Source organism: Streptococcus sp. CCH5-D3 (assembly GCF_001556435.1).
Lineage (GTDB): Bacteria > Bacillota > Bacilli > Lactobacillales > Streptococcaceae > Streptococcus.
In genome coordinates, this window is record NZ_LSIW01000058.1 from 95,297 (window position 1) to 121,254 (window position 25,958).

The 25,958-nt window shown below is 38.6% G+C and carries 39 protein-coding genes, 1 tRNA gene and 1 other RNA gene; 8 read left to right on the plus strand and 33 right to left on the minus strand.

Features of this window, described 5'->3' with window-relative positions:
* Positions 1-16: 16 nt before the first annotated feature.
* The 30 genes from rplO to AX662_RS03365 all read right to left on the minus strand — a co-directional run bounded on the left by rplO (position 17) and on the right by AX662_RS03365 (position 19,777).
* On the minus strand, positions 17-457 hold the full coding sequence (gene rplO, locus AX662_RS03220; RefSeq protein WP_002885849.1) for a 50S ribosomal protein L15: 441 nt from the start codon (positions 455-457) through the stop codon (positions 17-19).
* A gap of 127 nt (positions 458-584) precedes the next feature.
* Positions 585-767: a 50S ribosomal protein L30 gene (rpmD, locus tag AX662_RS03225; protein ID WP_002885773.1), complete on the minus strand. Its 183-nt coding sequence runs from the start codon at positions 765-767 to the stop codon at positions 585-587.
* A 14-nt stretch (positions 768-781) separates the two neighbouring features.
* Entirely contained in the window at positions 782-1,276 is a 495-nt protein-coding gene (rpsE, locus tag AX662_RS03230; protein WP_002885626.1) for a 30S ribosomal protein S5, read from the minus strand.
* A gap of 18 nt (positions 1,277-1,294) precedes the next feature.
* Positions 1,295-1,651 (minus strand): 50S ribosomal protein L18, encoded by a 357-nt coding sequence (rplR, locus tag AX662_RS03235; protein ID WP_002885810.1) that lies wholly within the window; start codon positions 1,649-1,651, stop codon positions 1,295-1,297.
* Positions 1,652-1,740: 89 nt separating this feature from the next.
* Positions 1,741-2,277, minus strand: a complete 537-nt coding sequence (rplF, locus tag AX662_RS03240; RefSeq protein ID WP_002887056.1) for a 50S ribosomal protein L6 — start codon at positions 2,275-2,277, stop codon at positions 1,741-1,743.
* 126 nt (positions 2,278-2,403) lie between these two features.
* Positions 2,404-2,802 (minus strand): 30S ribosomal protein S8, encoded by a 399-nt coding sequence (gene rpsH / locus AX662_RS03245; RefSeq protein WP_002885642.1) that lies wholly within the window; start codon positions 2,800-2,802, stop codon positions 2,404-2,406.
* Between the two features lie 123 nt (positions 2,803-2,925).
* Entirely contained in the window at positions 2,926-3,111 is a 186-nt protein-coding gene (locus AX662_RS03250) for a type Z 30S ribosomal protein S14 (protein ID WP_001085699.1), read from the minus strand.
* Between the two features lie 17 nt (positions 3,112-3,128).
* Entirely contained in the window at positions 3,129-3,671 is a 543-nt protein-coding gene (gene rplE, locus AX662_RS03255; RefSeq protein WP_002887058.1) for a 50S ribosomal protein L5, read from the minus strand.
* A 26-nt stretch (positions 3,672-3,697) separates the two neighbouring features.
* Positions 3,698-4,003: a 50S ribosomal protein L24 gene (gene rplX / locus AX662_RS03260; protein WP_002885874.1), complete on the minus strand. Its 306-nt coding sequence runs from the start codon at positions 4,001-4,003 to the stop codon at positions 3,698-3,700.
* 80 nt (positions 4,004-4,083) lie between these two features.
* Positions 4,084-4,452, minus strand: coding sequence for a 50S ribosomal protein L14 (gene rplN, locus AX662_RS03265; RefSeq protein WP_002885711.1), 369 nt, complete (start codon positions 4,450-4,452; stop codon positions 4,084-4,086).
* A 24-nt stretch (positions 4,453-4,476) separates the two neighbouring features.
* Positions 4,477-4,737, minus strand: a complete 261-nt coding sequence (gene rpsQ, locus AX662_RS03270; protein WP_002885836.1) for a 30S ribosomal protein S17 — start codon at positions 4,735-4,737, stop codon at positions 4,477-4,479.
* 27 nt (positions 4,738-4,764) lie between these two features.
* Complete coding sequence (rpmC, locus tag AX662_RS03275) at positions 4,765-4,971, minus strand: 50S ribosomal protein L29 (protein ID WP_002885754.1); 207 nt, start codon at positions 4,969-4,971, stop codon at positions 4,765-4,767.
* A 9-nt stretch (positions 4,972-4,980) separates the two neighbouring features.
* Entirely contained in the window at positions 4,981-5,394 is a 414-nt protein-coding gene (gene rplP, locus AX662_RS03280) for a 50S ribosomal protein L16 (protein ID WP_000960950.1), read from the minus strand.
* Between the two features lie 3 nt (positions 5,395-5,397).
* Entirely contained in the window at positions 5,398-6,051 is a 654-nt protein-coding gene (rpsC, locus tag AX662_RS03285) for a 30S ribosomal protein S3 (RefSeq protein WP_002885727.1), read from the minus strand.
* A gap of 12 nt (positions 6,052-6,063) precedes the next feature.
* Positions 6,064-6,408 carry a 50S ribosomal protein L22 gene (gene rplV / locus AX662_RS03290; RefSeq protein WP_002887063.1) on the minus strand — a complete coding sequence of 115 codons (345 nt, stop codon included), beginning with the start codon at positions 6,406-6,408 and terminating at the stop codon, positions 6,064-6,066.
* 15 nt (positions 6,409-6,423) lie between these two features.
* Positions 6,424-6,702, minus strand: coding sequence for a 30S ribosomal protein S19 (rpsS, locus tag AX662_RS03295; RefSeq protein ID WP_000533765.1), 279 nt, complete (start codon positions 6,700-6,702; stop codon positions 6,424-6,426).
* Between the two features lie 93 nt (positions 6,703-6,795).
* Positions 6,796-7,629: a 50S ribosomal protein L2 gene (rplB, locus tag AX662_RS03300; protein WP_002887065.1), complete on the minus strand. Its 834-nt coding sequence runs from the start codon at positions 7,627-7,629 to the stop codon at positions 6,796-6,798.
* Between the two features lie 17 nt (positions 7,630-7,646).
* Positions 7,647-7,943, minus strand: coding sequence for a 50S ribosomal protein L23 (locus AX662_RS03305; RefSeq protein WP_002887066.1), 297 nt, complete (start codon positions 7,941-7,943; stop codon positions 7,647-7,649).
* On the minus strand, positions 7,943-8,566 hold the full coding sequence (gene rplD, locus AX662_RS03310) for a 50S ribosomal protein L4 (RefSeq protein ID WP_002885795.1): 624 nt from the start codon (positions 8,564-8,566) through the stop codon (positions 7,943-7,945). The genes AX662_RS03305 and rplD overlap by 1 nt, the downstream gene beginning before the upstream one ends.
* Before the next feature lie 24 nt (positions 8,567-8,590).
* Positions 8,591-9,217 (minus strand): 50S ribosomal protein L3, encoded by a 627-nt coding sequence (gene rplC, locus AX662_RS03315; RefSeq protein ID WP_002885755.1) that lies wholly within the window; start codon positions 9,215-9,217, stop codon positions 8,591-8,593.
* Between the two features lie 114 nt (positions 9,218-9,331).
* Entirely contained in the window at positions 9,332-9,640 is a 309-nt protein-coding gene (gene rpsJ / locus AX662_RS03320) for a 30S ribosomal protein S10 (protein WP_002885653.1), read from the minus strand.
* Positions 9,641-9,882: 242 nt separating this feature from the next.
* Positions 9,883-10,884, minus strand: coding sequence for a Holliday junction branch migration DNA helicase RuvB (ruvB, locus tag AX662_RS03325; protein WP_002892095.1), 1,002 nt, complete (start codon positions 10,882-10,884; stop codon positions 9,883-9,885).
* Positions 10,885-10,964: 80 nt separating this feature from the next.
* Entirely contained in the window at positions 10,965-12,788 is a 1,824-nt protein-coding gene (locus AX662_RS03330; protein WP_014635144.1) for an acyltransferase family protein, read from the minus strand.
* Positions 12,785-13,195, minus strand: a complete 411-nt coding sequence (locus tag AX662_RS03335; protein ID WP_014635145.1) for a membrane protein — start codon at positions 13,193-13,195, stop codon at positions 12,785-12,787. Before AX662_RS03335 ends, AX662_RS03330 begins: the two co-directional genes overlap by 4 nt.
* Complete coding sequence (locus tag AX662_RS03340) at positions 13,192-13,626, minus strand: low molecular weight protein-tyrosine-phosphatase (RefSeq protein WP_014635146.1); 435 nt, start codon at positions 13,624-13,626, stop codon at positions 13,192-13,194. Before AX662_RS03340 ends, AX662_RS03335 begins: the two co-directional genes overlap by 4 nt.
* Before the next feature lie 275 nt (positions 13,627-13,901).
* Positions 13,902-15,194 carry an adenylosuccinate synthase gene (locus AX662_RS03345; protein ID WP_014632520.1) on the minus strand — a complete coding sequence of 431 codons (1,293 nt, stop codon included), beginning with the start codon at positions 15,192-15,194 and terminating at the stop codon, positions 13,902-13,904.
* 235 nt (positions 15,195-15,429) lie between these two features.
* Entirely contained in the window at positions 15,430-15,936 is a 507-nt protein-coding gene (locus tag AX662_RS03350) for a DNA topology modulation protein (protein ID WP_037620457.1), read from the minus strand.
* A gap of 510 nt (positions 15,937-16,446) precedes the next feature.
* A complete protein-coding gene (locus tag AX662_RS03355; RefSeq protein ID WP_014635148.1) occupies positions 16,447-17,592 on the minus strand; it encodes a low temperature requirement protein A in 1,146 nt (381 codons plus the stop codon).
* 347 nt (positions 17,593-17,939) lie between these two features.
* The gene (locus AX662_RS03360) at positions 17,940-18,950 is read right to left on the minus strand and encodes a YeiH family protein (protein WP_060971609.1); all 1,011 of its coding nucleotides are present in this window, start codon (positions 18,948-18,950) and stop codon (positions 17,940-17,942) included.
* A gap of 317 nt (positions 18,951-19,267) precedes the next feature.
* Complete coding sequence (locus AX662_RS03365; RefSeq protein ID WP_014635150.1) at positions 19,268-19,777, minus strand: helix-turn-helix domain-containing protein; 510 nt, start codon at positions 19,775-19,777, stop codon at positions 19,268-19,270.
* A 219-nt stretch (positions 19,778-19,996) separates the two neighbouring features.
* Here AX662_RS03365 and AX662_RS11090 point away from each other — a divergent pair, with 219 nt between their 5' ends.
* Genes AX662_RS11090 through AX662_RS03385 form a run of 4 tightly spaced genes read left to right on the plus strand, consistent with a single transcriptional unit; the run spans position 19,997 to position 22,543 of the window.
* Positions 19,997-20,179 carry a hypothetical protein gene (locus AX662_RS11090; RefSeq protein ID WP_048790917.1) on the plus strand — a complete coding sequence of 61 codons (183 nt, stop codon included), beginning with the start codon at positions 19,997-19,999 and terminating at the stop codon, positions 20,177-20,179.
* A 45-nt stretch (positions 20,180-20,224) separates the two neighbouring features.
* Positions 20,225-21,202: a replication initiation protein gene (locus tag AX662_RS03375; RefSeq protein WP_048788676.1), complete on the plus strand. Its 978-nt coding sequence runs from the start codon at positions 20,225-20,227 to the stop codon at positions 21,200-21,202.
* A gap of 11 nt (positions 21,203-21,213) precedes the next feature.
* Complete coding sequence (locus tag AX662_RS03380) at positions 21,214-21,402, plus strand: DUF3173 domain-containing protein (protein WP_000369785.1); 189 nt, start codon at positions 21,214-21,216, stop codon at positions 21,400-21,402.
* Between the two features lies 1 nt (position 21,403).
* A complete protein-coding gene (locus AX662_RS03385) occupies positions 21,404-22,543 on the plus strand; it encodes a tyrosine-type recombinase/integrase (RefSeq protein WP_003091984.1) in 1,140 nt (379 codons plus the stop codon).
* An 86-nt stretch (positions 22,544-22,629) separates the two neighbouring features.
* Here AX662_RS03385 and AX662_RS03390 read toward each other — a convergent pair.
* The 3 genes from AX662_RS03390 to AX662_RS03400 form a co-directional block, all read right to left on the minus strand.
* A tRNA-Lys gene (locus AX662_RS03390) sits at positions 22,630-22,702 on the minus strand.
* Positions 22,703-22,898: non-coding RNA, 6S RNA (ssrS, locus tag AX662_RS03395), on the minus strand. It abuts the tRNA gene before it with no gap.
* Positions 22,899-22,984: 86 nt separating this feature from the next.
* Entirely contained in the window at positions 22,985-24,253 is a 1,269-nt protein-coding gene (locus tag AX662_RS03400) for a replication-associated recombination protein A (protein WP_060971610.1), read from the minus strand.
* 169 nt (positions 24,254-24,422) lie between these two features.
* On the opposite strand from AX662_RS03400, the gene rpmB reads away from it, so the two are divergent.
* From rpmB to AX662_RS03420, 4 genes are all read left to right on the plus strand, one after another.
* A complete protein-coding gene (gene rpmB, locus AX662_RS03405) occupies positions 24,423-24,611 on the plus strand; it encodes a 50S ribosomal protein L28 (protein ID WP_002885786.1) in 189 nt (62 codons plus the stop codon).
* A gap of 126 nt (positions 24,612-24,737) precedes the next feature.
* A complete protein-coding gene (locus AX662_RS03410) occupies positions 24,738-25,004 on the plus strand; it encodes an IreB family regulatory phosphoprotein (protein WP_002885737.1) in 267 nt (88 codons plus the stop codon).
* A complete protein-coding gene (gene ruvX / locus AX662_RS03415; RefSeq protein WP_002887078.1) occupies positions 25,004-25,423 on the plus strand; it encodes a Holliday junction resolvase RuvX in 420 nt (139 codons plus the stop codon). The genes AX662_RS03410 and ruvX overlap by 1 nt, the downstream gene beginning before the upstream one ends.
* Positions 25,424-25,530: 107 nt before the next feature.
* A complete protein-coding gene (locus AX662_RS03420; protein ID WP_002887079.1) occupies positions 25,531-25,836 on the plus strand; it encodes a DUF1292 domain-containing protein in 306 nt (101 codons plus the stop codon).
* Positions 25,837-25,958: the final 122 nt, after the last annotated feature.

Sequence of the window (25,958 nt, forward strand, 5' to 3'; positions counted from 1 at the left end):
AATGAGTTACCCCTCATTAGATGACTTCGATTGAACCACCTTTAGCAGTGATAGCTGCTTCAGCAGATTTTGAGAATTTAGCTGCTTTAACAGTCAATTTCTTAGTCAATTCGCCGTTACCAAGAACTTTAACGCCTGATTTTTCAGCACGAACAATTCCAGCTTCTTTAAGAACTGCTGGAGTTACTTCTGTACCATCTTCAAAGACGTTCAATTGATCAAGGTTTACAAGTGCGTATTCTTTAGCGTTGATGTTAGTGAATCCGCGTTTTGGAAGACGACGGAACAATGGAGTTTGTCCACCTTCAAATCCTGGACGTACGCCACCACCGCTACGAGCTTTTTGACCTTTTTGACCACGGCCTGAAGTTTTACCGTTACCAGATGAAGTACCACGACCTACACGGTTGCGGACTTTACGAGAACCTTCAGCAGGTTTCAATTCATGAAGTTTCATTATTATTTTCTCCTCTTTTTGTAAAATGCTAGCGCCTCTAACCAAGTAAGGTAGCTTGATTAGAAACTCGCCTATACATGAAATTCAGTTTAAGTCGCAAGGTAACCCTCACGACTTAAATCAATTTTTATTTAACGTCTTCTACAGTTACCAAGTGAGATACTGCGTTGACCATACCACGGATAGCAGCGTTGTCTTCTTTAACAACTGAGCTATTCAATTTACCAAGTCCAAGAGCAACAACTGTTTTACGTTGTTCTGGTTTGCGTCCGATTGGAGACTTAGTCAAAGTAATTTTAATTTGAGCCATTGTTATCTCCTTTCTTATGCCAAGTCAGATACTGAGATGCCACGAAGAGCCGCAACTTCTTCAGCACGTTTAAGTTGTTTCAATCCTTCAACAGTCGCACGAACGATGTTGATTGGAGTGTTTGAACCAAGTGATTTAGATGTTACATCAGCAACACCAGCCAATTCGATGACGGCACGAACTGCACCACCAGCGGCAACCCCAGCCCCTTCAACAGCTGGTTTCAACAATACTTTCGCTCCACCAAATTCTGAACGAACTTCGTGAGGAATAGTTGTACCAACCATAGGAACTTCGATAAGGTTTTTCTTAGCTGCTTCAACTGCTTTACGGATAGCTTCTGGAACCTCTTGAGATTTACCAGTACCAAATCCTACGCGACCATTACGGTCACCAACAACAACAAGAGCAGCAAAACGCATGTTGCGTCCACCTTTTACAACTTTAGTAACACGGTTGATAGCAACTACGCGTTCTTCAAGTTCTACTGCATTATCTTTAAATGCCATTATTAAGTGTCCTCCCTATTAGAATTTCAATCCGTTTTCACGAGCTGAGTCAGCCAAAGCTTTAACACGTCCGTGATAGAGATATCCACCGCGGTCAAACACCACTTCAGAAATACCTTTAGCTACTGCGCGTTCAGCAACAAGTTTACCGACAACAACGGCTTGTTCTGTTTTAGTTCCTTTAGAAACTTCTTTATCAAGAGTTGATGCACTTGCGAGCGTTACACCCGCTACGTCATCAATAACTTGAGCGTAGATGCCTGTATTAGAACGGAAAATGTTCAAACGTGGGCGATCAGCAGTTCCAGAGAGTTTTCCGCGAACGCGACGGTGGCGTTTTTGGCGGAGTTTGTTTTTATCTGGTTTCGAAATCACAATTTTCACCTCTTAATTATAATGCTAGCTCATGAGAGCTTTTGGTAAAGTGACAATCCACAAAGAATTGCCATAAGGATAGAATCCTATTATTTACCAGTTTTACCTTCTTTACGACGTACGTATTCACCAACGTAACGGATACCTTTACCTTTGTAAGGTTCTGGTGAACGAAGGCTACGGATGTAAGCTGCTGTCTGACCAACAACTTCTTTGTTAATACCACTTACAACGATTGAAGTTGCAGATGGTACTTCAAAAGTAATACCTTCTGGAGCTTCAACTTCGTCTTGGTGAGATTTACCAACTGAAAGAACAAGTTTTGTTCCTTGGAGTTGCGCACGATATCCGACACCGCGCATTTCAAGTTCTTTTTTGAAACCTTCAGAAACACCAACAACCATGTTGTTCAAGTTTGCACGTGAAGTACCGTGGATTGTTTTGTTTTCTTTTGAGTCGTTTGGACGGTGAAGTGTAACTTCATTGCCTTCAACTTTGATTTCAATGTTTTTGTTAAACTCACGAGTGAGTTCGCCTTTAGGTCCTTTAACAGTAACAACGTTATCGTTGTTTGTTACTTCAACACCAGCAGGCAAAGTAATAACTTTATTACCAATACGTGACATAGTATTTAATTCTCCTGTTAGATTATCAAGCCACAAAGTGACTAGTTTTCACGGGGATGAGTCTCATCGAATATAATCAACGAAACTCGCACAAATCATTTGAGATAAGTGCTTAGTATCAGCTTCTTACCAAACGTAAGCGATAACTTCTCCACCAACGTTCTTTTGACGAGCTTCTTTGTCAGTCAAAAGACCTTCTGAAGTAGAGATGATCGCGATTCCAAGTCCGTTAAGAACTTTAGGAACATCTTCACGTTTAGAGTAAACACGAAGACCTGGTTTTGAGATACGTTTCAAGTTAGTGATAACACGTTCACCGTTTTGTCCGTATTTCAAGAATACGCGGATGATACCTTGTTTGTCATCTTCGATAACTTCAACGTTTTTTACGAAACCTTCACGTTTAAGGATTTCAGCAATACCTTTTTTAATGTTTGATGCAGGTACTTCAAGTACTTCGTGTTTAGCTTGGTTAGCGTTACGAATACGTGTCAAGAAATCTGCAATTGGGTCAGTCATAACCATTTTATATTTTCTCCTCTTACTAGTAGTTTGAATAATTCACTTGCTAGTTAATGATTGAGCTAGGCTCAGATTGTGTTAAATACATTCAAATTAGGTGAAACTAACTTAAATGTACCATGTTTTTTACCAAGAAGCTTTGGTAACACCTGGAATTTGACCTTTGTAAGCCAATTCACGGAAGCAAACACGGCAAAGTTTAAATTTGCGATAAACTGAGTGTGGACGTCCACAACGTTCGCAACGAGTGTAAGCTTGCGTAGAGAACTTCGCAGGGCGTTTGTTCTTAGCAATCATTGATTTTTTAGCCAATTTATTTACCTCCTAGATTATTTTGCAAAAGGCATTCCAAGGCCTTTAAGCAATTCACGACCTTCTTCGTCAGTGTTAGCAGTAGTTACGATAACGATATCCATACCACGTACTTTATCAACATCGTCGAAGTTGATTTCTGGGAAGATAAGTTGTTCTTTAACACCAAGTGTGTAGTTACCACGTCCATCAAATGATTTAGTTGGAACACCATGGAAGTCACGAACACGTGGAAGTGATACTGATACCAATTTATCCAAGAATTCGTACATGCGTTCACCACGAAGGGTAACTTTAGCACCGATCGCTACACCTTCACGAAGACGGAAGCCAGCGATTGATTTCTTAGCTTTAGTAATCAATGGTTTTTGACCTGAAATAAGTGCCAACTCAGCAGCAGCTTTTTCAAGAGTTTTAGCGTTGTTTACAGCTTCACCAACACCCATGTTGATAACGATTTTATCAACTTTTGGCACAGCCATAACTGAAGAATAATTGAATTTTTCAGTCAAAGCTGGAATTACTTCGTTAGTGTATTTTTCTTTAAGACGGTTAGCCATTTAATACTTTCTCCTTTCCTTCGTGATTAGTCAAGCACTTCGCCTGATTTTTTGTTGTAACGAACTTTTTTGCCGTCAACAACTTTGTAACCTACACGTCCAGCTACACCGTTCTTGTCAAGAACTTGAACGTTTGAAGCGTGGATTGGTGCTTCTTTTTCCACGATAGCACCTTGAGGGTTTTCAGCTGATGGTTTTTGGTGTTTTTTGATGATTGCAACACCTTCAACAACAACTTTGTTTACTTTTGGAAGAGCTTTAAGAACTACTGCTTCAGTTCCTTTGTCTTTACCAGCAATAACGCGAACTTTATCGCCTTTTTTTACAAACATTTGAGTATTTCTCCTATTATTTCTTACGCCCTAATGGGCACCCTGAACATTTCAGGGGACTAAGTTTGTGTTAATTCAGATTAAAGTACTTCTGGCGCCAAAGATACGATACGCATGTATCCACCTTCACGCAATTCACGTGCAACAGGGCCAAAGATACGAGTTCCACGAGGAGTTTTGTCATCGCGGATGATTACTGCAGCGTTGTCATCAAACTTGATGTATGAACCGTCTGGACGACGAGCACCAGTTTTTGTACGAACGATAACAGCTTTAACAACATCACCTTTTTTAACAGCTCCACCTGGTGTAGCTTGTTTAACAGTTGCAACGATAACGTCGCCGATGTTAGCGAATTTACGTCCTGAACCACCAAGAACTTTGATAGTCAAGATTTCACGAGCACCGCTATTATCAGCAACTTTTAAGCGACTTTCTTGTTGAATCATTTCAATTGTCTCCTTTTAGTTTTATTAGATAATAACAGCTTCTTCCACAACTTCTACAAGACGGAAGCGTTTTGTAGCTGAAAGTGGGCGAGTTTCCATGATACGAACGATATCGCCTTCTTTAGCAACGTTGTTTTCATCATGTGCTTTGTATTTTTTAGAATAGTTGATACGTTTACCATAGACTGGGTGGTTACGTTTAGTTTCAACTACAACTGTGATTGTTTTATCCATCTTGTCAGATACTACGCGTCCAACAAGGGTTTTACGTTGATTACGTTCCATTATTAGAATTGCTCCTTTCCCAATCTATTATTTAATTTCAGATTGCACAGTTTTAACACGTGCAATTTGTTTTTTCACTTCGTTCAAACGGGCAGTTTGATCAAGTTGACCTGCTGCAGCTTGGAAACGAAGGTCGAAAAGTTCTTTCTTAAGTTCGTTTTCTTTTTTAGCAAGCTCTTCTTGAGACAAGCCACGAAGCTCAGCAACAAACTTTTTGATTTCTTCAAGTTTCATGTCTTCTCCTTATTCTGCTTCACGTTTCACGAATTTACATTTAACTGGCAATTTGTGGCTAGCAAGACGAAGCGCTTCACGTGCAACTTCTTCAGAAACACCTGCGATTTCGAACATTACTTTACCACGTTTAACTGGTGCTACCCAACCTTCAGGTGCCCCTTTACCAGAACCCATACGTACACCGATAGCTTTAGCAGTGTATGATTTGTGTGGGAAGATCTTAATCCAAACCTTACCACCACGTTTCATGTAACGAGTCATGGCAATACGAGCAGCTTCGATTTGACGGTTTGTAATCCAGTGGCTAGTTGTAGCTTGAAGACCGTATTCACCGAATGATACTTCTTTACCACCTTTAGCCTCACCGCGCATTTTTCCACGGAATTCACGACGGTGTTTAACACGTTTAGGTACTAACATTTGTTATTTGCCTCCTTTAGTGTTTTTACGAGCTGGAAGAACTTCTCCACGGTAGATCCAAACTTTAACACCAAGTTTACCGTAAGTTGTGTCAGCTTCTTCCCAAGCATAATCGATATCAGCGCGAAGTGTGTGAAGTGGAACTGTACCTTCAGAGTATCCCTCTGCACGGGCGATATCTGCACCGTTCAAACGACCTGATACTTGAGTTTTGATTCCTTTAGCTCCAGCACGCATTGCACGTTGGATAGCTTGTTTTTGTGCACGACGGAAAGCAACACGTTGCTCAAGTTGGCGAGCAATTGTTTCACCAACAAGGTGAGCGTCCAAATCAGGTTTCTTGATTTCAACGATGTTGATGTGTACTTGTTTTCCAGTCAATTTGTTAAGTTGAGCGCGAAGAGCGTCAACGTTTGATCCACCTTTACCGATAACCATACCTGGTTTTGCAGTGTGAAGTGAAACAATAACTTTGTTTACAGCACGTTCGATTTCAATAGTTGAAACTGAAGCGTCTGCAAGTTCTTTTTGAATGAATTTGCGGATTGCCAAATCTTCGTGAAGGTAATCTGCGTATTCTTTTTCAGCATACCATTTCGCATCCCAGTCACGGATGATCCCGACACGCATACCAATTGGATGTACTTTTTGACCCACGAGTTTACCTCCTTATTTTTCTGACACAACTACTGTTACGTGAGTTGTGCGTTTGTTGATTGGTGAAGCTGAACCTTTCGCACGTGGACGGAAACGTTTCATTGTTGGTCCTTCGTTTGCGAATGTTTCAGATACTACCAAGTTAGCTTTTTCCAAACCAAAGTTGTTTTCTGCGTTAGCGATAGCAGAGTTAAGAGTTTTCTCAACAATGCGAGCTGCTTTGTTTGGAGTGAATTTCAAGATTGCGATTGCATCAGCAACGTTCTTACCACGGATAAGATCAAGAACAAGACGTGTTTTACGAGGTGAAACACGCACTGTACGAGCCATTGCTTTAGCTGAAGTAATTTCTGCCATTGTGTCCTCCTCCTATTAACGACGTGTTTTCTTATCGTCAGCTGCGTGACCTTTGTAAGTACGAGTTGGTGCAAATTCACCAAGTTTGTGACCTACCATGTCTTCTTGGATGTAAACAGGAACGTGTTTACGTCCATCATAAACTGCGATAGTGTATCCGATGAAACTTGGGAAAATCGTTGAACGACGTGACCAAGTTTTAATTACTTTTTTCTTTTCGTCATTTGCTTGAGCTTCAACTTTTTTCATCAAATGCTCATCGACGAAAGGTCCTTTTTTAAGACTACGTCCCATTTTGTAGTTTTCTCCTTTAAATTGAATGTACCACAGCGGCTTGCACTAAGAAATGCTACCGAGTTGGCGGATGTTATGTGCTAAGCGACTAAATTATTTTTCGTTACGACGACGAACGATAAGTTTGTCAGATTTAGCTTTCTTGTTACGAGTTTTAAGACCAAGCGCAGGTTTACCCCATGGAGTAGATGGCGCTTTACGTCCAACTGGTGCTTTACCTTCACCACCACCGTGTGGGTGATCGTTAGGGTTCATTACAGAACCACGAACTGTTGGGCGAATACCCTTCCAGCGATTACGTCCGGCTTTACCAAGGTTGATAAGTGATTGTTGTTCGTTACCTACAGTACCGATAGTTGCACGACAAGTACCAAGAACCATACGAACTTCGCCTGATTGAAGACGAACAAGTACGTATTTACCTTCTTGACCCAAAACTTGAGCAGAAGCACCAGCGGCACGGATAAGTTCAGCACCTTTACCTGGTTGAAGCTCGATGTTGTGGATAACTGTACCAACTGGGATGTTTGCAAGTGGAAGAGCGTTACCAATTTTGATATCCGCATCTGGACCTGAAACGATACGTTGACCTACTTCAAGACCTTTAGGTGCGATGATGTAAGCTTTAACCCCGTCAGTGTAGTGTACAAGAGCGATGTTTGCAGTACGGTTTGGATCATACTCAATTGTTTTAACAACTGCTTCAACGCCATCTTTGTTACGTTTGAAGTCAATCAAACGGTAGTGACGTTTGTGTCCGCCACCTTGGTGACGTACAGTGATACGACCGTTGTTGTTACGACCAGCTTTGTTCTTAAGAGAAACAAGCAATGATTTTTCAGGAGTGCTTGTAGTGATTTCTGCGAAATCCAAAGAAGTCATGTTACGACGGCCATTTGTCGTTGGTTTATAAACTTTAATACCCACGTTAATTTCTCCTTTGATTATTCAGCTTCAGCTGCAAACAACTCGATTGCTTTAGAATCAGCTGTAAGAGTGATGATAGCTTTTTTAGTTTTTGAAGTGAAACCAGTGTAACGTCCAACACGTTTTTGTTTTGGTTTAACAGTTACAGTGTTCACGCTAGCAACTTTAACACCTTCAAATGCAGCTTCAACTGCTTGTTTGATCAAGAGTTTGTGTGCACGTGTATCAACTTCGAAAGTGTATTTTCCTGCTTCAAGAGCAATCATAGATTTCTCAGTGATAACAGGTTTTTTGATTACGTCATACAAATTCATTATGCAAGAACCTCCTCGATTGATGAGATAGCTTCTTTAGTAACAAGAAGTTTATCTGCGTTTACGATGTCAAGTACGCTTGCAGTTGCAGGAGTTGCAACAGTTACGTTTGCAAGGTTACGTGCTGAAAGTTCAGCGAATTTGTTTCCTTCTTCAACGATAACAAGTACTTTAGAATCGATGCTAAGAGCTGAAAGAACGTTTGCGAATTCAGCAGTTTTTGGAGCTGCAAATGAAAGAGCTTCAACTGCTACAAATTTATCTTCTGCAACTTTAGCTGAGTAAACAGATTTCAATGCAAGGCGACGAACTTTTTGTGGAAGTTTGTATCCGTAAGAACGTGGAGTTGGTCCGAAGACAACACCACCACCACGCCATTGTGGTGAGCGGATAGAACCTTGACGAGCACGTCCAGTTCCTTTTTGACGCCATGGTTTACGTCCACCACCTGATACTGCTGAACGGTTTTTAACCGCGTGAGTACCTTGGCGAAGGCTAGCACGTTGGCTGATTACGACATCAAATACTACTGATTCGTTTGGTTCGATACCGAAGATAGCGTCGTTAAGTTCAACTGTGCTAACTTCTTTACCAGTTTGGTCAAATAGTTTTACGTTTGCCATTTTTAACTGATTTCTCCTTTCTTATTATTTAGCAGCTTTAACTGCTGATTTGATAGTGATAAGAGATTTCTTAGCACCTGGTACGTTACCTTTGATAAGGATAACGTTTTTCTCTGGGATAACTTGTACAACTTCAAGATTTTGAATTGTCACACGGTTGCCACCCATACGTCCTGCCAAGTGTTTGTTTTTGAAAACACGGTTAGGCGCAACAGGTCCCATTGAACCTGGACGACGGTGGTAACGAGAACCGTGAGCCATAGGTCCGCGTGATTGACCATGGCGTTTGATAACACCTTGGAAACCTTTACCTTTTGAAGTACCAGTTACGTCAACAACATCTCCAGCTTCGAATGTGTCAACAGTGATTTCTGATCCAACTTCCAAGCCTTCAATGTTTTTGAATTCACGAATGAAGCGCTTAGGAGCTGTGTTAGCTTTCGCTACGTGGCCTTTGGCAGGTTTGTTGCTCAATACTTCGCGTTTGTCGTCAAAACCAACTTGAACTGCTTCGTAACCGTCTGTTTCAACAGTTTTAACTTGAAGCACAACGTTTGGAGTAGCTTCGATGACAGTAACAGGGATAAATTCACCTGCTTCAGTGAAGATTTGAGTCATTCCCACTTTTTTCCCTAAGATTCCTTTTGTCATGAGAAAATATTTCCTTTACTTTATTGTTTTTTCAAAAAGTTTTTTATGAGCGTTTTTTATGCTCAAAAAAGTTTTTAACGAGCGTTTTTTATGCTCATTGAATCAAACTTTAAATTAAAGTTTGATTTCTACGTTCACACCACTTGGAAGATCAAGTTTCATCAAAGCATCAACTGTTTTTTGAGTTGGGTTGATGATGTCGATAAGACGTTTATGTGTACGCATTTCAAATTGTTCGCGAGAATCTTTATATTTGTGAGTCGCACGAATAATTGTGTAGAGACTACGTTCAGTTGGAAGTGGAACTGGTCCAGCAACTGTCGCACCTGTGCGAGTTGCAGTTTCTACGATTTTTTCAGCCGCTGTATCAAGCGTACGGTGTTCGTAAGCTTTCAAACGGATACGAATTTTTTTGTTTGCCATTTTTTCTCCTCTTTCGTCTATTTAAGATAATAGGCTAGCTCCTCAAGAAAACCAACACGGATTGCGTGGCAGTGCAACCAGGCGTGTCGCAACCTCTTGTATCATAGCTAAGCGCTGTATTTACAGCACCATAATATAATAACAAAAGAACCCACTCATTGCAAGGGATTTTTAAAGTTTTTTTCTTTTTTCTTTATTTTCTTTTGACTAAACAAAAAAATCCACCTTCGATGGATTTTTTATCAACTTTCTTTAGTGTAGTCGTACCCCATGTGTTCATAGGCTTTAACCGTTGCAACACGTCCTGTTCGTGTTCGCATAATAAATCCTTTTTGAATTAGATAGGGTTCATACATATCTTCTACCGTTTCTCGCTCTTCAGCAATATTAACTGACAAGGTCCCTAGACCAACCGGTCCACCACCATACATCTCAATCATGGTTCGGAGAATTTTTTGGTCGACATAATCTAGTCCTTCATGGTCCACATCCAACATAGTCAACGCCTTGTCTGCAATCTTATCATCAATGATGCCATCACCCATAATTTGTGCATAGTCTCTCACACGCTTAAGTAGGCGGTTAGCAATACGTGGCGTTCCACGACTACGACGTGCTAACTCTAGGGCAGCCTCAGGTGTTATAGTCATATCAAAGATTTCTGAAGTGCGTTCTATAATTTCCTTCAAATCTGGTAACTCATAATATTCCATATGACCATTAATCCCAAAACGAGCCCTCAATGGATTTGACAACATACCTGCTCGTGTGGTTGCACCCACTAAAGTGAACGGTGGTAACTCTAGGTGAACACTACGACTTGTTTCACCTGCACCAATCATGATATCGATGTAGTAATCTTCCATAGCACTATAAAGTACTTCTTCCACTGCCATAGGCATTCGATGAATCTCATCAATAAATAAGATATCACCTGGCTCCAAGTCATTGAGTATGGCAACCAGATCTCCAGCCTTCTCAATTGCTGGCCCAGACGTCTGCTTTAAATTGACGCCCATCTCATTAGCTATCACAAAAGCCATGGTCGTTTTCCCTAAACCTGGAGGACCAAACAAAAGAGTATGATCCAATGCTTCATCACGAAGTTTAGCTGCCTCTATAAAAATCTTTAATTGGTCCTTAACCTTATCTTGACCAATATATTCCTTAAAGTACTGAGGACGAAGGGTACGCTCAACATACTCTTCATCTCCTAGTAAATCATTATCTAATATTCTTGCCATAGGCTTATTTTAGCACAAAACAAAAAATGCAGTCAAAATTTGTCCATAAAAAAGAAGACAAGACTTGCCTTCTCTTTTGATTATTTCTTACCACCCTTAACTGGTGCCTTATCAGCTTTCTCTATAGCTTCTTTAATTGTCTTAGTATAGAGTTTAGCACCACGGTTAATAGAGTCGCTATCAGATCCAAAGTGAACCCCATCTGTACCATTCCAAATAGAAATATTTTCTTTAGCCACTTGATACCAGTCAGCAACCGTCACAAAGTCATATTTTTTAGCCATCTCTAACTCATACTTACGTAACTGAATCAAAGATTGAGCCTCATTACCAGATTTACTACCATTATATGGTGTCACAAAGATAATATGGTGACCCTTAGGTAAATTCTTGATGATTTTATTAATAACGCCTTTATAGTCGTCAATCTCATTAACACCACCAGCAATGACAACATCCTTAGCAAGAGCATTACTATCCGCGTAATCTTTAAGCAAATCATTGATTGTTGATAGGTTACGACTGACAACCGCATCTATAGCGACATTATCAATACTTGATTCCAGCTGATCTTTTGATCTAAGAGCTACGGAGTCCCCTAAAACTGTCACTCCCTTATTCACACCAAATGAAGTAGCCTGACTGTTTTCCGCATTGGTACGCGTTAATTTCATCTTAGTCTGAGCTTGCGACAAACCATTAGCTTCTAAATCTTTCTCGAAGTTCCCTACAGCTGGCGCAAAGAGAGAAATAAGCACTGTAATTAAAGTAAGACCACTAAAAACATAAAGCACAATATGTCGGTACGGCGTCAAGTCTAAGTCTATTCCAAAGAGACTGGCCTTTCTTCCTGCAATAAATGGCTCTATTATATAGTAGGAAAGTGTTGCAAAAACAATTGACAGAATCGTTGTCAGAATGACTGCAATAATATTATTGGTCAATTGACTAAAGATAATATATAGCGGCCAGTGAAAAAGATAGACACTATAGCTAATCTCTGCCAAATAACTAATAAGAGCAGGCTCTGATTTTCCAGGCAATTTCTCATGGAGGACACGGGCAGAGTAAATCATAACAGCCGTGAACAAACTAGCTAAAACAAAACCAAATAGATAGGTAATGCGTTCCTCAAAATGGAGAACTAAGCCCAACAATACGAGCAAGGCAAAACTTCCTACCATATAAAGGACTGTCTTTTTCAGAGTCCAAAGGCGTATATTTTTCTTGAACCTAGCGGTCGTTTCATACACACCTGAAAGTGTCGCAAAGAGCGAACCTAGGAAAAACGGATAAGCATGCGTAATTGATGAGAAATATAAGCGAGAAAAACTATCAACAAAGAAAGCACTAATAAACATTGATAGGAAGCTCACCATAAAGCAGGCAAGAGATACCATAAAGACTAGACTTCTAAATTGATTTTGATGTTTAACACGCTTAGCTAGGAACCAAAGCAAGGCACCCCAAAGAATATAATAGTGAACCTCAATAGCCAGACTCCATGTATGGAGGTAAATATGCTGGTTAAACTGGTTCTCATAATTTCCCCCGGTCAAAATCTCATAATAGTTAGTTACAAAACCGATAACAGAGGTGATTTGACGTCCAATACCTGCAATAAAATCATTTCGAACCAAGAGTGCCAAAGGGGTGCAGATAAGAACCATCAATACAAGTGGTGGTACTATCCGGTAGAAGCGTCGTCGCATAAAACCAAGATAATCAATGCGATGCGTCCTAGATACCTCATCAATCAAAAGTGCTGTAATCAAATACCCTGAGAAGGTAAAGAAGACATCAACACCGATGAAGCCCCCAGGAAGAATACTTGGGAAGAAATGATAGATCAGAACCAAAAGAAGTCCTGTCACACGAATATAAGAAAACCAGTTAATTCTCATCCTTTAAAAATCCCCTGTTTAAATTTTCCTTTGTAGGTAACCTTATTTTCAGTAGTCAATTTTCCTTGACCATCGGCTTGACCAGACTTGAACTCTCCTTGATAAATCCAACCCTCATGAGATTTGAAGGTTCCTTGACCATTAAAGGAACCATTCTTAAATTCTCCCGTATAGGTATCACCATTATCATAGGTCAAAGTTCCTTGACCATTCAAACGATGGTTCTGCATCTGACCTTTATAGGCAATCTTAGTCCCATCAATCTTGATAGAATGTTGCGTTTTTATAGTCACCAAAAACAAGGACAGGGCACATAAAATAATAACCCCTACTGTAATACGCTCAAATTGATTTCGGTCAATATCAATATTTTTAAAATCAAAATCCTTTAGTTGTTTAAAATTCATTGTCTATCCTTAATCCACTGTAACCAATCTCGACAACCTGCAGTTACCAATTTGTATGTTTCTTCAAAGTCACCTGTATACCATGGGTCCGGAACTCCACCAGGTCGGAAAAGCTTGATTTTATCGTCATAACGCCCTGCAGATATCTGTAGAAGATCCTCAACATTTGACTCATCCATTCCCACAACTAAATCAAAGAACTCAAAATCGGCCTGACTAATCTGTTGTGAGCCCTTGGAAGAGTCAAAAGAAATAGCATATTTCCTTAAAATCTTTTGGGTTCCTTGATGAACTGGATTTCCATGCTCCCATGAAGATGTCGCGCGACTTTCGATATGCAAAGACTTTTCTTGGTCCAGCTCTTTCATCACAAATTCTGCCATTGGGCTACGACAAATATTCCCCAGACAAACAAATACAATCTTATTCATTATTCACCTCTTGCCCAAAACTATTAAGAGATATGCTCACTTATTTTCTTCGTCAAAATTATGAACACACTTTTAAATCATGAAAGTAGGTTCTCATTAATTTTCATTCAATCAATCCATATTATACCGAAAAACTAATCAAATAGAAAGGTTTCTTTCCTAATCATATCGAAAAATTAGTAACCTTTTTTAACAGTTGCAGCATTCATATTAATCTATATGTTTAAGGCGTGAGAAAAGAGAACCTAGTTTCCTAGATTCTCCTTTTGTTGGCTTTAGATATTTGACCAAACACTTTCAAGGATGTTTGTTTGTTCACGTCCTGGTCCTACAGAGAAAGTAGAGATACGTACACCTACCAATTCACCAACACGACGAACATAATTACGAGCATTTTCAGGAAGCTCATCTAAACTACGGCAACCTGTAATGTCTTCTTCCCAACCTGGCAATTCTTCATAGATTGGTTTACAACGTTTCAGTTGCTCAAGACTAGCTGGGTAGTGATCAATACGCTCACCATCAAGGTCATAAGCTACACAAATTTTTACAGTGTCAAGACCTGAGAGAACATCGATACAGTTCAAGCTGAGGTTTGTGATACCTGATACACGACGACTATGGCGCATCACCACTGAGTCAAACCATCCTACACGACGTGGACGTCCTGTTGTTGTTCCATATTCATGACCAACTTCACGGATGCGTTCACCCACTTCATCAAATAACTCAGTTGGGAAAGGACCATCACCAACACGACTCGTATAGGCCTTACATACACCAACTACCTTATTAATTTTAGATGGACCAACACCAGAACCGATTGTAACACCACCCGCAACTGGGTTTGATGACGTTACAAATGGGTAAGTACCTTGGTCAATATCAAGCATAACCCCTTGAGCTCCTTCAAAGAGGACACGTTTACCTGCATCAAGAGCGTCATTCAAGATAACGGATGTATCTGTGACATATTGCTTAATTTGTTGTCCGTAAGCGTAGTATTCTTCAAAAATCTCATCGAATGATAATTCTTCAGCTTCATACATCTTACTGAAAAGACGGTTTTTCTCAGCTAAGTTCGTTTTCAAACGATCAGCAAAGATTTCTTTGTCCAAAAGGTCTGCAATACGGATGCCTACACGCGCAGCCTTATCCATATAGGCAGGACCAATACCTTTGTTAGTTGTACCAATCTTATTGTCACCTTTGGCGGCTTCTTGCAGTTGATCAAGTTTAATATGGTACGGCAAAATAACGTGTGCGCGGTCAGAAATACGAAGGCTCTCTGTTGACACACCTTCTGCATGAAGATATTCCAACTCTTTGACAAGTGATTTAGGATTGACCACTACACCATTCCCGATAACAGAGATTTTCTCTGGGAAGAAAATACCTGATGGAATCAAGTGCAATTTAAATTTCTTACCATCGATAACAATCGTGTGACCTGCATTGTCTCCACCTTGATAACGTGCGATCACTTCGGCATCTTGACTTAGGAAATCTGTAATTTTCCCTTTACCTTCATCACCCCACTGGGTACCCACAACAACTACTGATGTCATATTATTTTGATAACGGACAGCTCCACCTTTACGAGGCTGTCCCCACCTTTCTTGAAAAACTTCACGGTGGGAATTTCACCCACAAGTTTTGCGTTACAGTTTATTATAGCAGAAAAAAGTCTATTTGTTCAACGTTGAAAGCACTTCTTACAAAATATTCTGACAGTTATAGCTAAGATTGCAACTAGTTATTTACTATATCTTTTTAACCTTGCTTCTTATGTATAACTATCAGCTATTTAACCTGCTTCATATAATCATTTAACTGCCTTTGATTCTTTAAAATAATTGTCTTGTCAGAATAATTTTTAACAACTGCATTATATCGCTCTACATATTTTTTAGAACGTCCGTCTAATAAAATCCATTTCACAAATGCAAAATCAAATTTTTCATTACAACCTTCTGCCATGCTAGGACGTGTCTTTCCCCTATATGTTAAATAACGCCTAAACGCCCGATAGAGACAATTAACTCTGTTAAAGTTGAAATATACAATACAGTCAGCTTCCCTCATACGTTCTTCATAAAGACAGGCCGAGTAATTCCCTTCAATAATCCAATCACTTTGTAGCATAAATGTTGATATATCGCCAGTCATTTCATCAACTGTTCGCTCTTGCCAATTTGATGTGAAATGAATTTTATCTAAATGAAGTACCTCACAATTGTAGTGTTGACCTAAAAAATTTGCCAAAGTCGACTTTCCAGAACCACTATAGCCAATGATTGCAATTTTCAACTCATGTCTCCTTTTTTAATTCTGTCTCTTGACTATTATCATAACACAAAGCATATTTTTAGAAGAAATTATCATTGGGAACAACTCTCGTTTAGACAAATAAGCACGTAAATTTCTGTTTAAAGTGAGTTCTTTCTTAGAAAAATAAAAAGAGACTTATAAGCAAGTCTCTTCCCGATATTAAGATGCCCCCTACATGAATTTGTAAGAACTTTTCATATTGAAAATAAACAAAAATGTTGAAATATAGCTGATTTTAGGGAAATACTTTTAGGTATTTTCAATGTCAGGATTTAAAAATGGGGCAAAAGTGGGGCAAAAACAAATTAACGAAAAAAATATCGAGTTCGTGCATCAAGTAAATGATAAATTGCAAGAATAAGTGCAACATTTACTCGAACTCATCCTCTAGAGCTTCACTAGCAGTTCTGTAAGCTAAACATTTTCGTGGTCGGTGATTGATATCATATAAAGCCTTGGTTCCCAAAGCTTTTTTATGTTATAAACTCATTAAAAGAACCCCCAGTTAGATTTGGAATATTTTTTATTCTGTGTCACATAAAAATAAATAAAATGAATGGCTATAGCTAGAGCGAAGATGGTTGCAATACTCAGCACTATTGTAGGATTCGAAGCGAAAACCAAAGAGAGAATCAAGGCAGCCAGATAGAGTGTCGCTTGAGCACAGTAGTAACTTTTCGAATAGCGAAGATAGTTTTTGTTATAGGGCCCATTTGCTAGGACAGCAGCTTGGAAGAGGCCAATTCCGATATAAAAGAAGCTGATTGCAACGAGAAGATTAGCCTCAGGATTCAGAAGAAAACCCATCGAAACTGTCATCAACATAAGCCCAATGAAAATAGGATAGTGACTATAAATTATAAATAATCCCTTTTGATTGGATCCTTCGTCAATAGCATGGTCAAATTCACCAAAATAAAACAAGAACAGAGAAAGCATGATAACGAAATTAAGAACCGAATATATCGAGAAATTCTCAACTGTAAAGAAGTTAACTAGCCCAATAACCATCTCTCCAAACGTAATAATGACAAGAAGGGAGACGCGCTCGATTAAATGGGGAAGATTTACTTGGAAATGCTCATCTTTAGTAATCAAGAAAATTGGCACAATAAATGTTAGCAGAATACTAGCAATAAAGATATAGACTCCAACGTAAATAGGAAAAAGAGCTGCCAGATAGACTCCTAAGCTTTGTAGACCTGTCAACCATAGAAAACCTTTGATACTTTCCCGATCAGCACTATCGGTTGATCCTCTAAAAAACTGAACCAAATATTGAAAAAATAAGGTAAGGGTTAATGTGCCAACAGCCCAACAGGTATGATAGTACCATTGTTGCCAATTGTATCCAATCATATTGGATATAAAGAGCATAAGTCCCATGTTGATAAACATGATTACCATGTTAAATAACGAGTTTGTTCCATAGCGATTGGTATAAATGGTTTGAATCATCCAGGAATTGATGATAACCATGACAGAGATGAAGAAATCAAGTAAAGAGTCCCAAGCCAAAACACCGTTATGAATAGGGTGAATTAAAGCAGTTGCTTTTGAAATTGCAAAAACAAACACTAGGTCATAAAATAGTTCTGAAAATTCTACACGTTTATGCTTAATAAGAGTTGCCATCTTAAGACCTTTCTATTCTAGAAGTACAATTTATTATAACAGAAAATGGTAATGAGAGAAAAGGAGATGCTTAAATAACTTCATGTGACGCGAATTGTCAAAACCTTGGAGCACATTTACCTCATGTACCAACTCACAGGCAGAGTGTTTGATGATTGATAATGAAGAATGGGTAATGAAAAAATTATCGAAATGGATAGGGAATATCCCTTTTTATTTTGCTTTAAATCAGATTTTTGGATGGAATAGTAGATGATAAGACAAAATATCTTTGAAGATACAAAAAGACAAACGCCAAAAATGACGTTTGTCTACGTTCTGAGGTAGCCTTTAGGCTCCCTTTTTTCTTAGAAAATACCGATGAGTAATTGCATGCCAAGACTAGTCAGGATGATAGCGATCCAGCAAAGGGCTCCAAGAAGAATGGATTTTCCACTGGATTTGATCATAGCAACGAGGTTAGTTTTGAGACCAATAGCACTCATAGCCATGATGATGAGGAATTTGGAGAGCTGTTTGAGAGGTGAAAAGAAGCTATTGCTAACACCAAAAGAAGTAAGGACGGTAGTTAGCAGAGAAGCTAGGATGAAGTAGAGAATGAAAACGGGGAAGATTTTTTTAAGCTTTACTCCTTGGTTGTTGTCTTGTTGACGGCTTTGCCAATAGGAGAGGAAGAGAGTAATAGGGATAATAGCTAAGGTACGAGTCAGTTTGACAATGGTTGCAGATTCTAGAGTATTGGTATGATACAGACTATCCCAGGAGCTAGCTGTGGCTGTTACAGAGGAAGTATCGTTGACCGCAGTACCCGCAAAGAGAGCAAAACCTTCGTTGGAGAGATGGAGCCAAGAACCTAGAGTTGGAAAGATAAGAGCTGCCAAGACATTGAAGAAAAAGATAACAGAAATGGCTTGGGCTACTTCTTTTTCCTTGGCGTGAATAACAGGAGCAGTCGCTGCAATGGCAGAACCGCCACAGATAGAAGAGCCTACCCCAATCAAGGTAGCTAGCTTTGTATCCATGTTAAAAAATCGTTGGAAAAAGAAAGCAATAATTAAAGCGATAGAAATAGTCGAGAGGATGACAGGAAGGGAAGATTTTCCAACTGCGAAAACTTGTGAGATATTGAGTCCAAACCCAAGCAAGATAACAGCATACTGAAGCAATTTTTTGGCGCTATAAGTCAAACCAGCATCCAGTTGTTTATAGGGAGTGAGAAAGGGGTAGAGAATCATTCCGATAAAAATGGCGAAAACAGGTGCTCCCACAACAGGCAGAAAGCCTCCTAAAACCCAAGAGATGATAGAAATGATAAGACAGGCTAACAGTCCTGCCCAATTTTTTGATAGAAATGACATAAAAACCTCCGAAAATAAATACTTCTTATTATAATCTTATCTGTCAGAAAAGTAAAATAGAAAGTAGGAATAAGGTTGTAAATTAACGGAATTTTGCGGTCAGAGAGCTTTTGTAGTTCAATAGATATATGTTCTTTGACCAATAAGGATGCAAATGTGGCATATGTTATTGAAAAAAAAATGAATTTGATGAGCCTGGATATGTGAAGTAATTATGTGAGATAAGAAAATAAATAAGAGAGTTGAAAATGTACTGCACCCCAAAAGTTAGACAGAGAAAATCTAACTTTTGGGATCAGTACATATCCTCGCTTTTTTTAATCTAATAGGTCCTTATTTTCAATTAAGAGTTCTAGTGGGGATTTATCTCTTGCTACAATAAAACCAGGTTCATATTGGTTATGAAATGTTCTTTTCGGAGAAGTTGGATCCATATACAACTCTTCTCCATCTTCTGTGTATAGTTGGTTGCCTCTTGTTAGGTAAAGTAAATCCTCTAAGTACTGTCCATCTGTTTCTAGAAAATGTTCGATGTATTTGACAGCTTTTAAGATTTCACTTACTTTATCAGAGTATTCATTAGTTTCAAGAACACTCTTTTCTAACTCAATCTCTTTACTAGTTCCAAATAGTTGGGTTGGAGTTGCATTAAAATATTCTGCTATCTTATCCAAATTTGCAAAGGTAGGATAGCTTTTTTGTTTTTCGTAATCAGAGATGGACTGTTTACCGATTCCTAAATCTTCCGCAAGTTGAGTTTGACTTACTCCTTTTTCTATGCGTAGTCGTGCCAAATTGGGTCCAAAATTTTGAATAATAAAGGTCATGATAAACTCCTATGTTGTATTTTAAACTTATTCTATCACCTATAAACTTACAAATCAAGTTTTTAGTTGACTACTCAAAATATTTTTTATAAAATATATTTATAACTTACAAATAAGTTATAAACGATACAAATAACTCATATGTTTAGGAATAGTGAGTGAGGAGGAATTTGAGGACGAGACTATGACTATGACTATGACTGATGACTATTCGAAGCCTTGGAGCTAGAAATTGTGTGGACAAGGGCAAGGGACGAGCCTGACGGGAAGTCAGGCGAAGTCCTGCAGGCTGCCGTCCAGACAATTTCTAGCCAAGCAAAAGCTGGCTATTCTAACAGCCAGCAAAAAGGGACACTTAGGACAACGTCCAAAGAACGACGGAACGAGCAAACGTTGATTTGACAGTGTTTCTGAGACCTAAAAAATCTAAAAGAAGGGGGGACAATTTTGTTGGTTTCTATACAAGATTTAAGAAGCATTCAAGAACGATGTGAAATAGGAGAATTAGTACAGAGGTTAGATGTCAGTATTGATAGATTAACGGTTATCTGGGATACAGACACTGGTTCCCTAAGACGAATTTTCAAAAATCTGAAACAGGCAATAAGTACAAAAGTTGACTCATTTGAAATATATGATAATGTTCGAGATGATGTCTTTACTTTAGCTAAAGTTTTTAATGAGTATGATTCGATCAATATTATATTTTTTCAATTATCCACTTATGGAGGTGAACAATTAATTCGAATTGATTTCAATCCTAATACTTTAAAAGAATTTGATGGAATGAAAGTATGGAGGCAATTAATGTATTTTGCCAGATTGAATTCATTGATGGTACGTTTGTCTCGTTTTGATTTAGCATTTGACATTTTCAACAGGCCTGATATCGTTAATTTGCAACATATTAAAGGTGGTGTTACCCATAAGGTCTTCTATGGTCGAGGGGGCGAATTAGAGACGAAATATTGGGGTTCTAACGGTAGTAATGTACAAGTTAGGTTATATGATAAGAATAAAGAAATCATTGCTCACAAGCGCGAAGAGAAGCTAGATTTGGCTGTAAATCCGTTTTGGTGGAGACTGGAGTTCCAACTCAGAACCAAAGCGATTGGTGAGGAGATGGTCCAAGATATTATGAATCGACTTGATAATTTCGGATTTTATAAGCTAGAACATATTCGAGTAGAGCAAAGAGCATTTACAATTATCTTTCTCAACAATCCTGAACTGTTATCATTGGCTTTTCCAAATTTAAAATCAGACAGCATCAAAAAGAAAAAAACAAGAGTCCGCAAACTATTGAGAGAAGAAACGAACCAATTTGCGGAAGAATTAAAAGAAGTATTAATACAGAATCTCCCTAAATTAAATACAGAATTACAACTACTTGTAGGCGAGTTTCTGAATTTAGAAAATAAATAAGGAGGATAACTATGGACAATAATTTAATTAGTAACAAAGAATTAATTGAAATGGGCTATCGCCCTCATACAGCGAATGATATCATTCATCAGGCAAGAGAATTACTTGTATCACGAGGCTATACATTTTATAATCGCAAACGTTTGATGGTTGTTCCAAAAAGTGTTGTAAATGAGATTCTAGGAACAGAGGTGGCGTAATATGGCAAGTGTTCGTTATCGAAAGCGAGGAGATAGCAACTTATGGACCTATGAAATTCGTAACGAAGGAAAGACTGTTGCTCATAATAGCGGTTTTAAAACAAAAAAGCTTGCAGAGTCAGAAGCTGAACCGATTCTGCAAGAACTTCGTTTAGGGAAAAGAATTTCTAGAGATATTTCTCTTGTAGATCTATATCAAGAATGGCTTGAACTAAAAATTCTACCGAGTAGCAGGTCGGAAGAGACAAAGAAAAAATATCTTCTCCGTAAAAACACAATTGAAAGATTATTTGGAAATAAAAAAGTCACTCAAATTCGTGCGAGTGAATACCAAAGAATAATGAATAAGTATGGGCAAACAGTTGGTAGAAATTTTCTTGGTAGATTGAATACTGGAATCCATCAGAGCATCCAAATGGCAATTGCCGACAAAGTTCTAATAGATGATTTTACACAACATGTCGAGTTATTTTCATCCAAAGAACAACAGATGACCGAAGAGAAATATTTGCATACAGAAAAGGACTATCTGGATTTACTTTTAGCAGTAAAGAGAAAATTTGATTACCAACGATCAATTGTTCCTTATATCGTCTATTTTCTATTAAAAACAGGGATGAGGTTTGGAGAGTTAATAGCGTTAACTTGGAATGAAGTTGACTTTGACAGAGGACTGTTAAAAACATATAGAAGGTTTAATACCCTTTCTCATAAATTTGTCCCTCCAAAAAACAAAACGTCTATTCGTATGGTACCGATAGACGAAGAATGTATTAAGATATTACAAGTCCTAAAAATTGAACAAGAGAAGGCTAATAAAGAGCTAGGTATCAAGAACAGGTATAAAATGATTTTTCAGCATTATGGATATATTCATATGGTACCAGATATTGCTAGTGTCAATAAAGCTTTGAGTGTTCTTTTAAATGAATTAGATATTTATCCAATTATCACGACAAAAGGAGCACGTCATACCTATGGAAGTTACCTCTGGCACAAAGGATTTGACCTTGGGGTTATTGCAAAAATTCTAGGGCATAGAGATATTTCAATGTTAGTAGAAGTATATGGACACACTTTAGAGGAGAAAATTTTTGAGGAATTTAATCAAATCAAAGATGTCTGGAAAGATTGCTCATAAAAAAATATGGGGCAAATGATGGGGCAAATCAGTTATAGACAAGCAAAAAAGCCTTTTAAATCAAGGCTTTTTCTTCTGTATTTCTATGCCCCCTACAGGGCTCGAACCTGTGACCCATGGATTAAGAGTCCACTGCTCTACCAACTGAGCTAAGGAGGCTGGATGCTGTATTGGTACCGATGATCCACGGTTTGTATTGAACCCGCGACGTAAAAAAGCAGGTGGGCGACTCGCTACTAACTTCAGTTGCTTCTGGGTGAGCCAGCCTGCACACTGTTAATAGACCTCTGTCTCCCGATAATACAAAAATTAGTCGGTCAACACTTATATGTGGATTCGTATACCACAGCAATTTCTATGTTTTTATAATACCACTTTTGAAAATTATTGCAAGAGGAAAAATCAATTTTTTTGCAATCGTTTTCCTTGATTCCTCTCGCATTATCTAGATAACTTATCGATTCGGTCTTTATTAGCTCCAAGAGCTCTTTCATATTTCCCGGTTTCATTGGGTTGGAAATAATTCACACCTCTTAATTTATCCGGAAGGTATTGTTGCTTGACCCACTTTTCAGGATAAGCATGGGGATACTTGTAATCTTGTGCATTGCCCAGTTCCTTACTTCCAGCATAGTGCCCATCTCTCAAATGACGAGGAATCGGTAAATTTCCTGATTTTCTAAGGTCTGCCAAGGCAGCATCCATAGCCATATAAGCAGAATTCGACTTAGGAGATAAAGCTAAGTCAACAACTACATTGGCTATCAAAATACGCGCCTCTGGGAAACCTACTTTCTGTGCAGCTTCCAAAGCTGTAACCGTGTGAACTTGCGCATCAGGATTAGCTAAACCAATATCCTCGTATGCAATCACAGTCAAGCGCCGCGCTAGACTAGGGAGATCTCCTGCTTCAACCAAACGCGCTGCATAATGAAGACTGGCATTAACATCAGAGCCTCGAATAGATTTTTGCAAAGCAGAGAGCACATCATAGTGTCCATCACCGTCTTTATCCATGGTGATATAGCTACGTTGTAAACTATTTTCCACTGTATCTAAAGTAATATGGCGAAACCCATCTTCTGAAGCTGGCGTCGACATGACAGCTAGATCCAACGAATTATAAGCCGAACGTAAATCACCATTAGTAGCCGTAGCAATAAAATCTAGAGCATCATCATCTAACTGGACATCAAAGTCAAAACCACGCTCCTTGTCCTCTAAAACACCTAGGATAGCTTCCTTAATATCCTCGTTAGAGAGTGGTTCCAACTCAAATATTTGTACACGACTACGGATGGCTGGTGTTACAGAAAAAAACGGATTCTCCGTTGTAGCCCCAATCATGATAATATTACCATTCTCTAAGAGTGGTAATAAAAAGTCTTGTTTAGCTTTATCTAAACGATGAATCTCATCTAGGAGCAGAACTAAGCCACCTGAAAATTTAGCCTCTTCCGCAATTTCCTGCAGGCGTTTCTTGCTATCAACTGTAGCATTAAAGGTTCTAAAAGCAAATTTTGTTGTTCCTGCAATAGCACTAGCTATTGAGGTCTTCCCGATTCCTGGTGGCCCGTAGAGAATCATTGACGATAGCATATTCGCTTCTACCATACGGCGAATAATTTTACCTTCACCAACCAGATGCTTCTGACCAATCACCTCTGAAATTGTACGTGGACGCATGCGTAGAGCAAGATTATCTGGCATCTTCTCTCCTTTTTTAACTGATTTTTTCTTATTATAATAAGCATATACTATTTTGTTACAAAAAGAAATCATAAATAGTTCTTGTCAAACCTAAATTCTTATGATAGAATGTTTTGGTATGTGGTGCTAGCACATCCGTAATAAATTCTACCTAGGAGGAAAACACGAAATGGCTAAAGTATGTTACTTTACAGGACGTAAAACTGTTTCTGGAAACAACCGTTCACACGCTATGAACAAAACTAAACGTGCCGTTAAACCTAACCTTCAAAAAGTTACTATCCTTGTTGATGGTAAACCTAAAAAAGTTTGGGCTTCAGCTCGTGCGCTTAAATCTGGTAAAGTTGAACGCGTTTAATCTTATTGGATATTAAGAGAGATGACTTTAGTCGTCTCTTTTTTTATTTATCATCTTTCCCTTTTGGGTATACTTATGTTATAATAAAGAACTAACAGATAATTCTTATAGAAAGAAGGTGTCAGTATGGGATTTACAGATGAAACTGTTCGTTTCAACCTAGACGACGGTAGCAAAGATGAAATCAGTAATACTTTGACAAATGTCTACCGTTCGTTGGCTGAGAAAGGTTATAATCCTATCAACCAAATCGTCGGTTATGTTCTGAGCGGTGACCCTGCTTATGTTCCGCGTTATAATGACGCCCGTAACCAGATTCGTAAATACGAACGTGATGAAATCGTTGAAGAACTCGTTCGCTATTATCTTAAAGGAAATGGAATTGACCTCTAATGCGAGTAATGGGACTTGATGTTGGCTCAAAAACAGTAGGAGTTGCGATTAGTGACCCCCTCGGTTTTACGGCCCAAGGCGTTGAAATTATCAAAATTGACGAGGAGGCTGAAGAGTTTGGTTTCGACCGACTAGGCGAGCTCGTTAAAGAATATAAGGTAGAAAAATTTGTTGTTGGTCTTCCTAAAAACATGAATAACACTGAAGGACCACGTGTTGAGGCAAGCAAAGCCTATGGTGACAAAATCAAGGAAATCTTTGGAATTCCTGTAGATTACCAAGACGAGCGCTTGACAACTGTTCAAGCCGAGCGTATGTTAGTTGAACAAGCAGATGTCAGCCGTGGAAAACGTAAAAAAGTTATTGATAAATTAGCTGCCCAACTTATTCTACAAAACTACCTCGATCGAATGTTTTAAGAAAGTGTAATAGAGACCTAATAGTCAAGTGACAATCTAGTAAACTGACAAGCAAATATACTAGATTTTCCTCACTATTCAGCGCTCTCTTCAAAAAGGAGAACAATATGTCACACAATCACGACCACAACCATGATCATGAAGTCATCACTTTAGTAGACGAACAAGGAAATGAAACACTTTTTGAAATCTTGTTGACTATTGATGGACGCGAAGAATTTGGTAAAAACTATGTTCTTTTAGTACCAGCTGGTGCTGAAGAAGATGCTAATGGAGAAATCGAAATACAAGCATACTCATTCACTGAAAATGAAGACGGTACTGAAGGCGACCTTCAACCAATCCCTGAAGATTCAGATGCTGAATGGGATATGATCGAAGAAGTTTTCAATAGCTTTATCGACGAAAACTAAAAATATTCAATGCCATAGGCAAAGAAATGGCTTGCTAAAAAGAGATTGGGATATTGTATCTCAGTCTCTTTTTTAGATATTTTTTATTAAATGTAAGAAATTAGAGGAAAATTGACTAAATG

What these genes read in the sequence shown, in the direction of transcription:
- rpsS (WP_000533765.1), bottom strand. Translation starts at nt 6,702, where the DNA reads ATGGGACGTAGTCTTAAAAAAGGACCTTTCGTCGATGAGCATTTGATG.
- AX662_RS03360 (WP_060971609.1), bottom strand. Translation starts at nt 18,950, where the DNA reads ATGTCATTTCTATCAAAAAATTGGGCAGGACTGTTAGCCTGTCTTATC.
- AX662_RS03380 (WP_000369785.1), top strand. Translation starts at nt 21,214, where the DNA reads ATGGACAATAATTTAATTAGTAACAAAGAATTAATTGAAATGGGCTAT.
- rplX (WP_002885874.1), bottom strand. Translation starts at nt 4,003, where the DNA reads ATGTTTGTAAAAAAAGGCGATAAAGTTCGCGTTATTGCTGGTAAAGAC.
- rplP (WP_000960950.1), bottom strand. Translation starts at nt 5,394, where the DNA reads ATGTTAGTACCTAAACGTGTTAAACACCGTCGTGAATTCCGTGGAAAA.
- rpsE (WP_002885626.1), bottom strand. Translation starts at nt 1,276, where the DNA reads ATGGCATTTAAAGATAATGCAGTAGAACTTGAAGAACGCGTAGTTGCT.
- AX662_RS03330 (WP_014635144.1), bottom strand. Translation starts at nt 12,788, where the DNA reads ATGAGAATTAACTGGTTTTCTTATATTCGTGTGACAGGACTTCTTTTG.
- rplD (WP_002885795.1), bottom strand. Translation starts at nt 8,566, where the DNA reads ATGGCAAACGTAAAACTATTTGACCAAACTGGTAAAGAAGTTAGCACA.
- AX662_RS03410 (WP_002885737.1), top strand. Translation starts at nt 24,738, where the DNA reads ATGGGATTTACAGATGAAACTGTTCGTTTCAACCTAGACGACGGTAGC.
- AX662_RS03400 (WP_060971610.1), bottom strand. Translation starts at nt 24,253, where the DNA reads ATGCCAGATAATCTTGCTCTACGCATGCGTCCACGTACAATTTCAGAG.
- rplN (WP_002885711.1), bottom strand. Translation starts at nt 4,452, where the DNA reads ATGATTCAACAAGAAAGTCGCTTAAAAGTTGCTGATAATAGCGGTGCT.
- rplO (WP_002885849.1), bottom strand. Translation starts at nt 457, where the DNA reads ATGAAACTTCATGAATTGAAACCTGCTGAAGGTTCTCGTAAAGTCCGC.
- rpsH (WP_002885642.1), bottom strand. Translation starts at nt 2,802, where the DNA reads ATGGTTATGACTGACCCAATTGCAGATTTCTTGACACGTATTCGTAAC.
- rplF (WP_002887056.1), bottom strand. Translation starts at nt 2,277, where the DNA reads ATGTCACGTATTGGTAATAAAGTTATTACTTTGCCTGCTGGTGTTGAA.
- AX662_RS03340 (WP_014635146.1), bottom strand. Translation starts at nt 13,626, where the DNA reads ATGAATAAGATTGTATTTGTTTGTCTGGGGAATATTTGTCGTAGCCCA.
- rpmD (WP_002885773.1), bottom strand. Translation starts at nt 767, where the DNA reads ATGGCTCAAATTAAAATTACTTTGACTAAGTCTCCAATCGGACGCAAA.
- AX662_RS03420 (WP_002887079.1), top strand. Translation starts at nt 25,531, where the DNA reads ATGTCACACAATCACGACCACAACCATGATCATGAAGTCATCACTTTA.
- rpsQ (WP_002885836.1), bottom strand. Translation starts at nt 4,737, where the DNA reads ATGGAACGTAATCAACGTAAAACCCTTGTTGGACGCGTAGTATCTGAC.
- rpmC (WP_002885754.1), bottom strand. Translation starts at nt 4,971, where the DNA reads ATGAAACTTGAAGAAATCAAAAAGTTTGTTGCTGAGCTTCGTGGCTTG.
- ruvB (WP_002892095.1), bottom strand. Translation starts at nt 10,884, where the DNA reads ATGGCAAGAATATTAGATAATGATTTACTAGGAGATGAAGAGTATGTT.
- rpsJ (WP_002885653.1), bottom strand. Translation starts at nt 9,640, where the DNA reads ATGGCAAACAAAAAAATTCGTATCCGTTTGAAAGCTTACGAACACCGT.
- AX662_RS03355 (WP_014635148.1), bottom strand. Translation starts at nt 17,592, where the DNA reads ATGGCAACTCTTATTAAGCATAAACGTGTAGAATTTTCAGAACTATTT.
- ruvX (WP_002887078.1), top strand. Translation starts at nt 25,004, where the DNA reads ATGCGAGTAATGGGACTTGATGTTGGCTCAAAAACAGTAGGAGTTGCG.
- AX662_RS03345 (WP_014632520.1), bottom strand. Translation starts at nt 15,194, where the DNA reads ATGACATCAGTAGTTGTTGTGGGTACCCAGTGGGGTGATGAAGGTAAA.
- AX662_RS03305 (WP_002887066.1), bottom strand. Translation starts at nt 7,943, where the DNA reads ATGAATTTGTATGACGTAATCAAAAAACCTGTTATCACTGAGAAATCT.
- AX662_RS03335 (WP_014635145.1), bottom strand. Translation starts at nt 13,195, where the DNA reads ATGAATTTTAAACAACTAAAGGATTTTGATTTTAAAAATATTGATATT.
- rplE (WP_002887058.1), bottom strand. Translation starts at nt 3,671, where the DNA reads ATGGCTAACCGTCTTAAAGAAAAATACACTAACGAAGTAATTCCAGCT.
- AX662_RS03385 (WP_003091984.1), top strand. Translation starts at nt 21,404, where the DNA reads ATGGCAAGTGTTCGTTATCGAAAGCGAGGAGATAGCAACTTATGGACC.
- rplV (WP_002887063.1), bottom strand. Translation starts at nt 6,408, where the DNA reads ATGGCAGAAATTACTTCAGCTAAAGCAATGGCTCGTACAGTGCGTGTT.
- rpmB (WP_002885786.1), top strand. Translation starts at nt 24,423, where the DNA reads ATGGCTAAAGTATGTTACTTTACAGGACGTAAAACTGTTTCTGGAAAC.
- AX662_RS03365 (WP_014635150.1), bottom strand. Translation starts at nt 19,777, where the DNA reads ATGACCTTTATTATTCAAAATTTTGGACCCAATTTGGCACGACTACGC.
- rplC (WP_002885755.1), bottom strand. Translation starts at nt 9,217, where the DNA reads ATGACAAAAGGAATCTTAGGGAAAAAAGTGGGAATGACTCAAATCTTC.